Raw genomic sequence first — 12,245 nt, forward strand, 5'->3', positions numbered from 1 at the left:
GTTTTATGCCACCCCGTCTAAAGCAGGGCCTATGCAGGATAAACACCTTAATCGCGACGCAACGTTCCAGCTCGATAGCGTGAGCTTTGCCGTTCCAGGCCGTGTGCTGCTGCAACCGCTGTCGCTGACTTTCCCACAGGGGAAAGTGTGCGGGCTGATTGGCCATAATGGCTCCGGCAAGTCCACGCTGCTGAAAATCCTTGGCCGTCACCAACATCCCACCGCTGGGCAAGCCAGCCTTAACGGCCAATCGCTGGAACAATGGGACAGCAAAGCCTTTGCGCGCCAAGTGGCCTATCTGCCACAGCAACTGCCTGCCGCCGAAGGGATGACGGTGCGCGAACTGGTAGCGGTGGGCCGCTACCCGTGGCACGGCGCGCTGGGGCGTTTTAAGGTGGGCGATCGCGAACAGGTAGAAGAAGCGATTGGGCTGGTAGGGCTGAAACCTTTTGCCAATCGGCTGGTGGACAGCCTTTCTGGCGGCGAGCGCCAGCGCGCCTGGCTGGCGATGATGGTCGCGCAGAACAGCCGCTGCCTGTTGCTGGATGAACCTACGTCTGCACTGGATATCGCTCATCAGGTTGAAGTGCTGGCCTTGATCCAGCGCCTTAGCCATGAACGTGGGCTGACGGTGATTGCGGTGCTGCACGATATCAATATGGCGGCCCGTTATTGCGATCATCTGGTGGCATTGCGCGGTGGCGAAATGATCGCGCAGTGTTCCCCACAAGAACTGATGCAGGGGCCGGTGCTGGAGCAAATTTATGGTATTCCGATGGGGACATTGCCGCACCCGAGCGGTGGTGCACCAGTGAGCTTTGTCTATTGATGGCCTCTTCTTGCCATTTTCAGCATGATCCGCTGCGCCGCCGTTTGCTGGCGGCGATGGCGCTTTCACCCTTGCTGTTTTCCCTGCCGGGGCGATCCGCTGACTTGCCGGATATCACCCGCATCGCCGCATTGGAATGGTTGCCGGTTGAGTTGCTGATCGCTCTCGGCGTGATGCCGTTGGCGGTGGCGGACATTCACAACTACAACCTGTGGGTTGAAGAACCGAAGCTACCTGATTCGGTGATTGATGTCGGCCAGCGCACCGAACCGAATCTGGAGTTGTTACAGCAGCTTAATCCTTCGCTGATCCTGCTTTCCAAAGGGTATGGACCTGCGCCGCAAAAGCTGCAATCAATTGCCCCGACCATGGAGTTTAGTTTCAACGACGGCAGCGGTAAACCGCTGACGGTAGCCAGAAACTCACTCCAGCAACTGGCGCAGCATTTAGCACTAGAGGCGCGAGCTGAAGCACATTTGCAGCAATTTGACGCTTTTCTACAGGATGCGCGTGGCCGTTTGCAGGCTTATACCCAGCAACCGCTGTTGCTGTTCTCTTTGCTGGATACTCGCCACGCATTGGTGATTGGCCAGCAGAGCCTGTTCCAGCAAGTGATGGATCAGTTGGGCATCAAAAATGCCTGGCAGGACGAAACCAATTTTTGGGGCACCTCGGTGGTGGGGATTGAGCGTTTGGCGGCGGTAAAGAATGCGCGGGCGATTTATCTTGATCACGGCAATCAGGCGATGATGGATAAAGTGAGCGGCACGCCGCTGTGGCAGGCTCTGCCGTTTGTGCGCCAGAACCAACTGCGGCAAATGCCCGCCGTGTGGTTCTATGGTGCAACGCTGTCGGCCATGCGCTTCTGCCGCTTGCTGGAGCAGGCGCTGGAGAGGCCATCATGAATGCGCGTAGCTTGCCGATCACGCTGATTATTTTGCTGCTGGCGGCTGCCAGCGGCCTGACGGCATTCAATCTGTTGCACCAACTGCCGTGGGCGCAGTGGCCACAGGCACTGAGGCTGCCCGATCTCAACGATGTTAACCAGATGCTGTTTCACTACAGTCTGCTGCCGCGCTTGGCTGTGTCATTGCTGGTGGGCGCCGGATTGGGGTTAGTCGGCGTGTTGTTCCAGCAAGTATTGCGTAATCCCTTGGCGGAACCCGCAACGCTGGGCGTGTCTGCCGGTGCCCAGCTTGGGCTGACTATTGCTACGTTGTGGATGCTACCGGGCGGTGAACTGACGCGGCAACTGGCCGCTATGGTGGGTGCGATTATCGTCGGTGGGTTGGTGTTTGGCGTCGCCTGGGGCAAACGCATGTCGCCAGTGACGCTGATCCTGGCCGGGCTGGTGCTGGGGCTTTATTGTGGAGCGGTCAACAGCCTGCTGGCGCTGTTTAATTACGATCAGCTACAGGGTCTGTTCCTGTGGAGCACCGGGGCGTTGAATCAGCAGGATTGGGGTACGGTGCAGTTTATCCTGCCACGTTTGTTGCTGGCTGCGGTGCTGGCCGCATTACTGATCCGCCCGCTAACGCTGCTGGGGCTGGATGACGGCGTAGCCCGCAATCTGGGCCTTGGTCTGGCACTGTCGCGCTTTGGGGCATTGGCGTTGGCGATTGTGTTCAGTGCCATGCTGGTGAATGCGGTTGGCGTGATTGGCTTTATCGGCCTGTTTGCCCCGCTGCTGGCGAAGATGCTGGGCGCGCGCCGCTTGGCGCATCGCATGATGCTGACCCCATTGCTGGGAGCATTGCTGCTGTGGCTGACCGATCAGGTGATAATCTGGCTCACGCAGGTGTGGCGCGGGATACCAACCGGTGCGGCCACCGCCTTGATCGGGGCTCCGCTGTTATTGTGGTTGCTGCCGCGCCTGCGCAGCAGCGCGATCCCACCGCCGATGAATCTCGGTGATAAGGTGCCTGCTGAACGTGGGCATTTGGCATTCTGGATCGTACTTGGCAGTGTGTTGCTCTTGGTCGGGATCGCCGTTGCGCTGATGTTCGGGCAAAACGCTGCGGGTTGGCGCTGGAGCTCAGGCGCTGAACTGGAAGCGTTAATGCCATGGCGTTGGCCGCGAGTGTTGTCTGCTTTGGCCGCCGGTATGATGCTGGCGGTTGCCGGGACGCTGATCCAGAAATTGACCGGCAACCCGATGGCTAGCCCAGAAGTGCTGGGCATCAGCTCTGGAGCGGCCTTTGGCGTGGTGGTGATGCTGTTGATCGTCCCAGGCGATGCCTTCGTTTGGTTACTGCCTGCCGGTAGCCTGGGCGCAGCGGTAACGCTGTTGGTGATCATGATCGCAGCCGGGCGCGGTGGTTTTTCGACCGAGCGCATGCTCTTGGCGGGTATCGCACTCAGCACCGCCTTCACCACCACCATTGTCCTGTTGCTGGCCAGTGGCGATCCGCGTATGGGCGGTCTGCTGACCTGGATCTCTGGTTCAACCTATTCGGTAGATGCTTCGCAAGCGATCCGGACGGCGGTCATTGCCGCCGGATTAATGGTGCTGGCACCGCTGTGCCGCCGTTGGATGACCATCCTGCCGTTGGGTGGTATGACTGCGCGCTCGGTCGGTATCGCGTTAACGCCGGTCAGGCTGACCATTTTGCTGTTGGCCGCAACGCTGACGGCGACGGCAACGCTGACCGTTGGCCCGTTGAGCTTTATCGGCCTGATGGCACCGCATATGGCACGAATGCTTGGCTTCCGCCGCGCATTGCCGCAAATGGTGATCGCCGCATTATTGGGTGGCCTGTTGATGGTGTTTGCCGATTGGGGTGGCCGGATGGTGATGTTCCCGTATCAAATCCCTGCCGGGTTGCTGGCGACCTTTATCGGTGCGCCGTATTTCATCTATCTGCTGCGTAAGCAAACCTCGTAGTTTGCATTAACATTTTGCGAGTTAACACCAAGGCTCAGCATGGCTGGGCCTTTGGTTTTTCAGCAGGTTGCAACAGGTTGCGTGGCACTGCGCAACCCTGGCATTTACCTGTAAAACGGTCGTTAATCATACCGGAGAGATGAATATACTGCGCGTGGGGGCTCTGGATCTTTGTCTCTGGAGCCTGAGCGAGAGGGATAAAGAGCCTGACCGGCTTTAGGTTATTCAGGAGTCTGTCTGTTGACGAATGACGCACTCTTGGTGACGCGGATCATCATGACACTCTGTTAAACCGCTCTCGCATCTCATTCATCCCTTATTTATGGTGTACATAGTACTTCAATTGGTGTACTGTGTACCCTTGTACGGAGAGCGTTCAGTGAGTCACGCGATAGAGTTTATCGAGACCCCAATGTTTACCCGACAGATAAAGCAGATCGCCACTGACGATGAGCTTAAAGATCTTCAGAAGGAGCTTATTGCATACCCTGATAGAGGCGAGCTGATACAGAAAACGGGTGGGCTGCGAAAAATCAGGATGGCGACGGGTTCTCAGGGAAAGAGTGGCAGCGCCAGAGTAATCTACTTCTTTGCAACTGAGGAAGTTATCTATCTCGTGATGGCCTACCCGAAGAGCACCAAAGATAGCCTGACTGATGCGGAAAAAACTGAGCTGAAGAAACTAACGAAATTACTGAAAGATGAGGTGCGAGATGAGTTTTTTTGACGACCTGAAAACATCTCTGGAAGAAGCTGTAGACATCAAGAACGGTATCAAAGCGCCAGCTAATGTTACCCGTTACGAGATAGCAGATGTCAGGGCTATCAGAGAACAGCTTAATGTTTCACAGGCTGAAATGGCCAAGGCGCTGGGAACCAGCGTTGATACGATCAAAAGCTGGGAGGCCAAGCGGCGTAACCCAACCGGCCTGGCGGCGAAAGTGCTGGCAACCATTCAGGCTAACCCTGCCTTCTTTCGTGAACTGGCAGCGCATTGACCATTCACTAAAACAACAACGGCGAGCCAGTGGCTCGCCGTTGTTACTGCTGTAATACAGACTTACTTCAGGCCAGCCGCTTCGCGCAACTGAGCGGCTTTATCCGTTGCTTCCCACGGGAAGTGCTCGCGGCCAAAGTGGCCGTAAGCCGCGGTTTCGCGGTAGATCGGCTGCAACAGATCCATCATCTGGATCAGGCCGTATGGGCGCAGGTCAAAGAACTCACGCACCAACAAGGTCAACTGTTCGGTAGAGACTTTCTCGGTGCCGAAGGTTTCCACCATGATGGAGGTCGGTTCTGCCACGCCGATAGCGTAGGAAACCTGGATCTCACAGCGATCGGCCAAGCCAGCAGCAACGATGTTTTTAGCTACATAACGTGCCGCGTAGGCGGCTGAGCGGTCAACTTTGGATGGATCTTTACCGGAGAACGCGCCACCACCGTGCCGTGCCATGCCACCGTAGGTATCCACGATGATTTTACGCCCGGTCAGCCCACAGTCGCCCATTGGGCCACCAATCACAAAACGGCCGGTTGGGTTGATGTGATATTTGGTGCTGGCGCTGAGCCATTCTGCTGGCAGAACTGGCTTGATGATCTCTTCCATCACCGCTTCTTGCAGATCTTTCAGTGCGATATCTTCACAATGCTGGGTAGAAAGCACCACGGCGTCGATACCCACGATTTTGCCGTCATCGTACTGGAAAGTGACCTGGCTTTTGGCATCTGGGCGCAGCCAAGACAACGTGCCGTTTTTACGCACTTCGGCCTGACGCTGAACCAGACGGTGTGCATAAGTGATGGGGGCAGGCATCAGCACGTCGGTTTCGTTGGTGGCATAGCCAAACATCAGGCCCTGATCGCCAGCACCCTGTTCCAGCGGATCGGAACGGTCAACGCCCTGATTGATATCCGGCGATTGTTTACCGATGGCGCTCAACACGGCACAGGAGTTGGCATCAAAACCCATATCGGAATGGACATAGCCAATTTCGCGCACGGTTTTGCGGGTGATCTCTTCAATATCAACCCAGGCGCTGGTAGTGATCTCGCCGCCAACCAAAACCATGCCGGTTTTCACGTAGGTTTCACAGGCTACGCGTGCTTTCGGATCTTGTTCCAGAATAGCGTCGAGAACGGCATCAGAGATCTGGTCGGCAATTTTATCCGGATGCCCTTCGGAGACAGATTCGGACGTGAAGAGGTGTTTAGCCATTGTGTTCTTTACCTTGCATAAGACGGGTTAGAAATTACTGCACAGCGCTGGAGATCCGGGCATCAAAGCGAAGGGTCTTCCGCTGATGGCGAGATATATCCTGCAACGCCCCTCAGGCAAAGCCGTTAAGCAGTTTATCAGTTAACCAGTATGGACGGATTAACATCTGGACGTCTATTTTAGGTCAGCCTTTGGCCGGATTGCCAGCAATTTTTTGCCATAGCGCTCTTTTACATTAGGCCTCGGGCGCCATTTTCATCGCTTGAAACAGTTTCTGGCAAATTTTCATTTTGCATTTTCCCCTGGTGTTCGGTATAAACTGCGCGCGCGGTTCATTTGATGCACAGCGCGGTTTGGGTTAAATCCCTGATTGCAGCATCATTAACAGCCGTAGGCACCGATAGCGGTGCTGCCGCTTCACTGAACGTTAACGTTCTTACACTACATTAGAGGCTTAGTCGTTCATTGCGAGCGACGTGCGTGGAGGTGGTTGGATTAATGATCCGTTGTCTACCGGTTGTTGGCTCTCAACAGCAGTGCCGTTCTGGCGCCTATTCTTCTGTTATTTCCCGTCTTGTCTCCACACCATCTACCCGATGTTATACACATATGGGCGCTACTCAGGATTCTCGGGCCGGCTAACGGTCATCTGAAGAACCTTTCCTGTGGGATCTTTTTTGACCCGATTCACGAGGTTTGAATAGGGTGTCTTACAATAAATCTATTGGGTATCAACCGATCGTGAACCACGAACGGCAGATTAATTCACTGCCAAAATAGCGGTTTGCTGGGTTGTTCTCACGGATTTTAGCTGCGATAGTGGCTGACTGTATCGCCAGTGCGCGATATGAGGCGAGTAATGTCTGATGATCTGTTGATTCACCATCCGTCAGTAGCGGATGAACATTTATCTTTGCGCTCCATGCAGGAGGTTGCCATGAATGATCTTAATGCCAGCAAGATGCTGCGTACTTATAACGTCGCCTACTGGGGCAACAATTATTATGACGTCAACGAACTCGGCCACATCAGCGTGTGCCCGGATCCGGACGTTCCGCATGCGCGTGTCGATCTCGCCGAACTGGTGAAAGAACGGCGCAAAGACGGCCAACGTCTGCCCGCCTTGTTCTGTTTCCCGCAGATCTTGCAGCACCGCCTGCGTTCAATTAACGCCGCGTTCAAGCGCGCGCGTGAATCTTTTGGCTATGAAGGTGGCTACTTCCTGGTTTATCCGATCAAGGTTAACCAGCACCGCCGGGTGATCGAATCCCTGGTCAATTCCGGCGAGCCGCTGGGGTTGGAGGCCGGTTCCAAAGCTGAACTGATGGCCGTGCTGGCCCATGCCGGTATGACCCGTTCGGTGATCGTCTGTAACGGCTACAAAGACCGTGAATATATCCGTCTGGCACTGATCGGTGAAAAACTGGGACATAAAGTCTACCTGGTGATCGAAAAGATGTCGGAGATCCAGCTGGTGCTGGAAGAAGCCGAGCGTTTGAACGTGATTCCGCGCCTGGGCGTGCGGGCGCGCTTGGCCTCACAGGGCTCGGGCAAGTGGCAGTCGAGCGGTGGTGAAAAATCCAAGTTCGGTCTGGCGGCGGTTCAGGTGCTGAAACTGGTGGAAACCCTGCGCGAAGCGGGCCGCCTCGAAAGCCTGCAACTGCTGCACTTCCACCTGGGTTCGCAGTTGGCCAACATTCGTGACATCGCTACCGGCGTGCGTGAATCCGCGCGTTTCTACGTGGAACTGCACAAGTTGGGCGTGAACATTCAATGCTTCGACGTTGGTGGTGGCCTGGGTGTTGATTATGAGGGCACCCGTTCGCAGTCTGATTGCTCGGTGAACTACGGCTTGAACGAATATGCCAACAACGTGATCTGGGGGATCGGTGATGCCTGCAATGAACATGGCCTGCCGCATCCTACGGTGATCACCGAATCTGGCCGTGCCGTGACGGCTCACCACACGGTGCTGGTCTCCAACGTGATTGGCGTTGAGCGCAATGAATTCTGCGATCCGGTTCCACCGGCGGACGATGCGCCGCGTGCGCTGGAAAGCATGTGGGAAACCTGGCAGGAGTTGAACGAACCGGAGAACCGCCGCTCACTGCGCGAATGGTTGCACGATAGCCAGATGGATCTGCACGACGTCCATACCCAGTACGCTCATGGTATGCTGGATCTGACCCAACGCGCCTGGGCCGAGCAGCTGTATCTGAACATCTGCAACAAGATCCAGCAGCAGCTTGATCCTAGCAACCGTGCGCACCGCCCGATCATTGATGAACTGCAGGAGCGGATGGCGGATAAGTTCTACGTCAACTTCTCGTTGTTCCAATCCATGCCGGATGCCTGGGGCATCGATCAACTGTTCCCGGTTTTGCCGCTGGAAGGGTTGGATAAGCCACCAGAAGGCCGCGCCGTGCTGCTGGATATCACCTGTGATTCTGACGGCACCATCGATCACTATGTCGATGGCGACGGTGTGGCAACCACCATGCCAATGCCGCCGTACGATCCCGAAAATCCGCCTGCGTTGGGCTTCTTTATGGTCGGCGCTTATCAGGAGATCCTCGGCAATATGCACAACCTGTTTGGAGATACGGCCTCGGTGGATGTGTATGTATTCCCTGATGGCAGCGTGGAAACCGAGCTGTCTGACGAAGGCGATAGCGTCGCCGATATGTTGGAATACGTACAGCTCGATCCGAAGGTGCTGCTGGCCCGTTTCCGCGATCAGGTGAAACAAACCGATCTGGACAGCGAGTTACAGGCGCAGTTTGTGGAAGAGTTTGAAGCCGGATTGTATGGTTATACATACCTTGAAGACGAATAAGTAGTCATCAACGGCTGGGCGTTGTCTCTGCGCTCAGCCGGTTTATCCTCTCACGCCCCCTCTGATTTATCATTTTCAATCATCCCGAGTTATCACAAATTAGTTAACTCTCCGTGAGGATTTGGTCTAGGTTTTCCGCGTAAATTGTCATCATCGGTTATTCACTGAGGTAACGACGATGATCAACAGACGGCATTTTATTTTGGGTGGTGGTGCGATATCCGCCGCTTTCGCAGTGGGGTTGTTGCCCACGTTTTTCTCACGGGCCGCCAGCAAAGAACAGTTTGAAATCAGCTATAGCGATGAGCAATGGCAGCAGCGGCTGAGCCCGGCGCAGTATGAAGTGTTGCGCAAAGAGGGCACAGAGCCGCCTTACAGCAGCCCGCTCAATGACGAACACCGCAACGGGATATTCTCCTGTGCAGGCTGCAATCTGCCGCTTTTCTCTTCCCAGACCAAATTTGACAGCCACACCGGTTGGCCGAGTTTCTATCAGCCGCTTGACCATGCCGTGGCCACGCGTCAGGACGGCTCATTCGGCATGATCCGTGACGAAGTCCACTGTTGCCGCTGCGGTGGCCATTTGGGGCATGTGTTCGATGATGGGCCGCCGCCGACCGGGTTGCGCTACTGCATGAACGGTTTAGCGATGGTGTTCACGCCGCAATCGGCATAGCCAGATAAGTGAGGAATAAGATGAACAGTGGAAACAGATTGATTTTATTGCTGCGTTCTTACGGAGTCTGGGGAGCGTTGCTGCTGGCGATGATGCTAGGTTTTCAGAGTCTGGCGGGCGCGTTTGACGGCCCTGAAACCGCAGTGGCAGTTCCCGCACCGCTCAAGGATGAAGCACCGGCCACGTCACACAGTGAAACCGCCATCTTTGCCGGTGGCTGTTTCTGGGGCGTGCAGGGCGTCTTTCAGCATGTTAAAGGCGTGACCAACGCCGTATCGGGTTATGCCGGTGGCACGGCACAAACCGCCAATTACGATACCGTCAGCGGGGGGAATACCGGGCATGCGGAATCGGTGCAGGTCACCTTCGATCCTACGCAGGTTTCTTATGGCCAACTGCTGCAAATCTATTTTTCGGTGGCTCACAACCCGACCGAGCTTAACCGCCAAGGGCCGGACAGCGGCACGCAATATCGCTCCGCTATTTTCCCCCTGACCGAGTCACAACGGCAGGTGGCCGAAGCCTATATTGCGCAGTTGGATGCCAGCCATAGCTTTACCAAGCCTTTGGCAACCCGCATTGAGAACAATGGACATTTTTACCCTGCCGAGGCTTACCACCAGAATTTTTTAAACGACAATCCTAATTACCCCTATATCGTGATCAACGATCTGCCGAAGGTAAAACAGCTCCAGCAACTTTTCCCACAACAATATCGCCAGGATCCGGTGCTGGTTAACTGAATCTGGGGGCGTTTCTTCTATACTTGGTGGCGACGAGTGTCTTGAAGCGCAAGCGAAATGCGGCGATAATCCGCTCCTATCGGCAGTACTGATACAGACATTGAATCAATCCCTTTCTCGTCGGGCTAACGACGCGGGAGGGATTTTTTTTTGCTACCGCCTGAGCGATTGATTGCGGGCGAACCGTTGAAATATGAGGATTTACTATGAGCACCTTAGGCCATCAGCCCGATAATTCTTTAGTGTCCAACGCCTTTGGTTTCCTACGCTTTCCGCTGAATTTTATGCCTTACAGCAGCGATGCAGAGTGGGTCATCACCGGTATTCCATTCGATATGGCCACCTCTGGTCGCGCCGGTGGCCGTCATGGTCCGGCGGCTATCCGCCAGGTATCAACCAATCTGGCCTGGGAAGGTGCACGTTGGCCGTGGGGTTTTGAGCTGCGCGATCACCTGAACGTCGTCGATTGTGGTGACATCGTGTTCAATTTTGGCGATGCGCAGGATATGAGCGACAAATTGCAGGCGCACGCAGAAAAACTGCTGCAAGCTGGTAAGCGCATGCTCTCTTTCGGCGGTGACCACTTCGTCACGCTGCCGCTGCTGCGCGCACATGCCAAGCACTTTGGCAAAATGGCGCTGGTACATTTTGATGCTCACACCGACACCTATGCCAACGGCAGCAAGTTTGACCACGGCACCATGTTCTTCCATGCGCCGAACGAAGGCCTGATCGACCCGCATCGTTCGGTGCAGATCGGTATTCGTACCGAGTTTGATCGCGACAACGGTTTTACCGTACTGGATGCGGCGCAGGTTAACGATCGCGGCGTGGGCGATCTGCTGACTCAGATCAAACAGATCGTCGGTGATATGCCGGTATACCTGACTTTTGATATCGACTGCCTGGATCCGGCTTTTGCGCCAGGAACCGGTACTCCGGTGATCGGCGGCCTGACCTCCGATCGCGCGTTGAAGCTGGTGCGCGGCATGCAATCATTGAACATTGTCGGGATGGACGTGGTAGAAGTGGCACCTGCCTACGATCAGTCGGAGATCACCGCACTGGCCGCCGCCACGCTGGGCCTGGAAATGCTGTATCTGCAAGCGGCTAAAAAGCAGGGGTAATGCCCGGCACCATGGAGCCGGCAGCTGTTTGCCGTGAAAATAAAATGGAGGAACCGTGCTGACTAAACCATCTACACGCCTGAATAAATATATCAGCGAGAGCGGTATCTGTTCGCGCCGCGAGGCCGATCGTTACATCGAGCAAGGCAATGTTTTTATCAATGGCAAGCGGGTCGGGTTGGGCGATCGGGTGTTTGCTGGCGACGTCGTCAAGGTTAATGGCCAGCTGATTGAGCCGCGTAACGAAGACAACCTGATCTTTATTGCGCTCAACAAACCGGTTGGCATCGTCAGCACCACCGAAGACGGCGAGAAAGACAATATTGTCGATTTCGTCAACCACAGCACCCGCATTTTCCCCATCGGGCGGTTGGATAAAGATTCTCAAGGGCTGATCTTCCTCACTAACCACGGCGATCTGGTGAACAAGATCCTGCGGGCGGGCAACGACCATGAGAAAGAGTATCTGGTCACGGTCAACAAACCGGTGACCGATGACTTTATTCGTGGTTTGGGTGCCGGTGTACCTATGCTGGGAACGGTGACCAAAAAGTGCAAGGTGAAGAAAGAAGCGCCGTTTGTGTTTCGTATCGTACTGGTGCAGGGGCTTAACCGTCAGATCCGCCGCATGTGTGAGCATTTTGGCTATGAGGTCACCAAGCTGGAACGCACGCGCATCATGAACGTTGGCCTGGCCGGGCTACCCTTGGGGGAGTGGCGTGATTTAACCGACGATGAGTTGGTCGATCTGTTTAAATTGATTGAAGGCTCTTCCTCAGAGGCCAAACCGGCGAAGAAAGCCAAACCTGCGCCAGCGGCAAAAAAACCGGCGGGCAGTGGGCCGAAAAGCGCCGAGAAACCAAGCAGTAACACGGCAGCGCGCAAGCGTTTTGCCCAGCCTGGGCGCAAAAAGAAAGGGCGCTGATCTGAATTAA

At 55.3% G+C, this 12,245-nt stretch carries 12 protein-coding genes; 11 read left to right on the top strand and 1 reads right to left on the bottom strand.

Annotation, left to right across the window (positions count from 1 at the left end):
• Window positions 1–31 precede the first annotated feature (31 nt).
• The 5 genes from fhuC to nadS all read left to right on the top strand — a co-directional run bounded on the left by fhuC (window position 32) and on the right by nadS (window position 4,711).
• A complete protein-coding gene (gene fhuC, locus ACX9GT_RS05005) occupies window positions 32–829 on the top strand; it encodes a Fe3+-hydroxamate ABC transporter ATP-binding protein FhuC (RefSeq protein ID WP_473190096.1) in 798 nt (265 codons plus the stop codon).
• On the top strand, window positions 829–1,734 hold the full coding sequence (gene fhuD, locus ACX9GT_RS05010) for a Fe(3+)-hydroxamate ABC transporter substrate-binding protein FhuD (RefSeq protein ID WP_473190097.1): 906 nt from the start codon (window positions 829–831) through the stop codon (window positions 1,732–1,734). Before fhuC ends, fhuD begins: the two co-directional genes overlap by 1 nt.
• Window positions 1,731–3,713: a Fe(3+)-hydroxamate ABC transporter permease FhuB gene (fhuB, locus tag ACX9GT_RS05015; protein WP_473190098.1), complete on the top strand. Its 1,983-nt coding sequence runs from the start codon at window positions 1,731–1,733 to the stop codon at window positions 3,711–3,713. Before fhuD ends, fhuB begins: the two co-directional genes overlap by 4 nt.
• Before the next feature lie 379 nt (window positions 3,714–4,092).
• Window positions 4,093–4,440, top strand: a complete 348-nt coding sequence (locus ACX9GT_RS05020) for a type II toxin-antitoxin system RelE/ParE family toxin (protein WP_473190099.1) — start codon at window positions 4,093–4,095, stop codon at window positions 4,438–4,440.
• Complete coding sequence (gene nadS / locus ACX9GT_RS05025) at window positions 4,427–4,711, top strand: NadS family protein (RefSeq protein ID WP_473190100.1); 285 nt, start codon at window positions 4,427–4,429, stop codon at window positions 4,709–4,711. Before ACX9GT_RS05020 ends, nadS begins: the two co-directional genes overlap by 14 nt.
• A 62-nt stretch (window positions 4,712–4,773) precedes the next feature.
• Here the strand turns inward: nadS and metK are convergent, their stop codons facing one another.
• Entirely contained in the window at window positions 4,774–5,928 is a 1,155-nt protein-coding gene (gene metK / locus ACX9GT_RS05030; protein ID WP_459399847.1) for a methionine adenosyltransferase, read from the bottom strand.
• Between the two features lie 498 nt (window positions 5,929–6,426).
• On the opposite strand from metK, the gene ACX9GT_RS05035 reads away from it, so the two are divergent.
• The 6 genes from ACX9GT_RS05035 to rluF all read left to right on the top strand — a co-directional run bounded on the left by ACX9GT_RS05035 (window position 6,427) and on the right by rluF (window position 12,235).
• A complete protein-coding gene (locus ACX9GT_RS05035) occupies window positions 6,427–6,570 on the top strand; it encodes a hypothetical protein (protein WP_422066799.1) in 144 nt (47 codons plus the stop codon).
• A 205-nt stretch (window positions 6,571–6,775) separates the two neighbouring features.
• The gene (gene speA, locus ACX9GT_RS05040) at window positions 6,776–8,764 is read left to right on the top strand and encodes a biosynthetic arginine decarboxylase (protein WP_473190101.1); all 1,989 of its coding nucleotides are present in this window, start codon (window positions 6,776–6,778) and stop codon (window positions 8,762–8,764) included.
• Window positions 8,765–8,942: 178 nt separating this feature from the next.
• Window positions 8,943–9,440, top strand: a complete 498-nt coding sequence (gene msrB, locus ACX9GT_RS05045) for a peptide-methionine (R)-S-oxide reductase MsrB (RefSeq protein WP_473190102.1) — start codon at window positions 8,943–8,945, stop codon at window positions 9,438–9,440.
• A gap of 20 nt (window positions 9,441–9,460) precedes the next feature.
• On the top strand, window positions 9,461–10,183 hold the full coding sequence (gene msrA / locus ACX9GT_RS05050; RefSeq protein WP_473190103.1) for a peptide-methionine (S)-S-oxide reductase MsrA: 723 nt from the start codon (window positions 9,461–9,463) through the stop codon (window positions 10,181–10,183).
• Between the two features lie 206 nt (window positions 10,184–10,389).
• Window positions 10,390–11,310, top strand: a complete 921-nt coding sequence (speB, locus tag ACX9GT_RS05055; RefSeq protein ID WP_473190104.1) for an agmatinase — start codon at window positions 10,390–10,392, stop codon at window positions 11,308–11,310.
• Window positions 11,311–11,365: 55 nt separating this feature from the next.
• Window positions 11,366–12,235: a 23S rRNA pseudouridine(2604) synthase RluF gene (gene rluF, locus ACX9GT_RS05060; RefSeq protein WP_473190105.1), complete on the top strand. Its 870-nt coding sequence runs from the start codon at window positions 11,366–11,368 to the stop codon at window positions 12,233–12,235.
• Window positions 12,236–12,245 lie beyond the last annotated feature (10 nt).

Source organism: Serratia sp. YWN4 (genome assembly GCF_055790845.1).

Coding starts and splice junctions, on each gene's coding strand:
- fhuC (WP_473190096.1), top strand. CDS start 32: ATGCAGGATAAACACCTTAATCGCGACGCAACGTTCCAGCTCGATAGC.
- fhuD (WP_473190097.1), top strand. CDS start 829: ATGGCCTCTTCTTGCCATTTTCAGCATGATCCGCTGCGCCGCCGTTTG.
- fhuB (WP_473190098.1), top strand. CDS start 1,731: ATGAATGCGCGTAGCTTGCCGATCACGCTGATTATTTTGCTGCTGGCG.
- nadS (WP_473190100.1), top strand. CDS start 4,427: ATGAGTTTTTTTGACGACCTGAAAACATCTCTGGAAGAAGCTGTAGAC.
- metK (WP_459399847.1), bottom strand. CDS start 5,928: ATGGCTAAACACCTCTTCACGTCCGAATCTGTCTCCGAAGGGCATCCG.
- ACX9GT_RS05035 (WP_422066799.1), top strand. CDS start 6,427: ATGATCCGTTGTCTACCGGTTGTTGGCTCTCAACAGCAGTGCCGTTCT.
- speA (WP_473190101.1), top strand. CDS start 6,776: ATGAGGCGAGTAATGTCTGATGATCTGTTGATTCACCATCCGTCAGTA.
- msrB (WP_473190102.1), top strand. CDS start 8,943: ATGATCAACAGACGGCATTTTATTTTGGGTGGTGGTGCGATATCCGCC.
- msrA (WP_473190103.1), top strand. CDS start 9,461: ATGAACAGTGGAAACAGATTGATTTTATTGCTGCGTTCTTACGGAGTC.
- speB (WP_473190104.1), top strand. CDS start 10,390: ATGAGCACCTTAGGCCATCAGCCCGATAATTCTTTAGTGTCCAACGCC.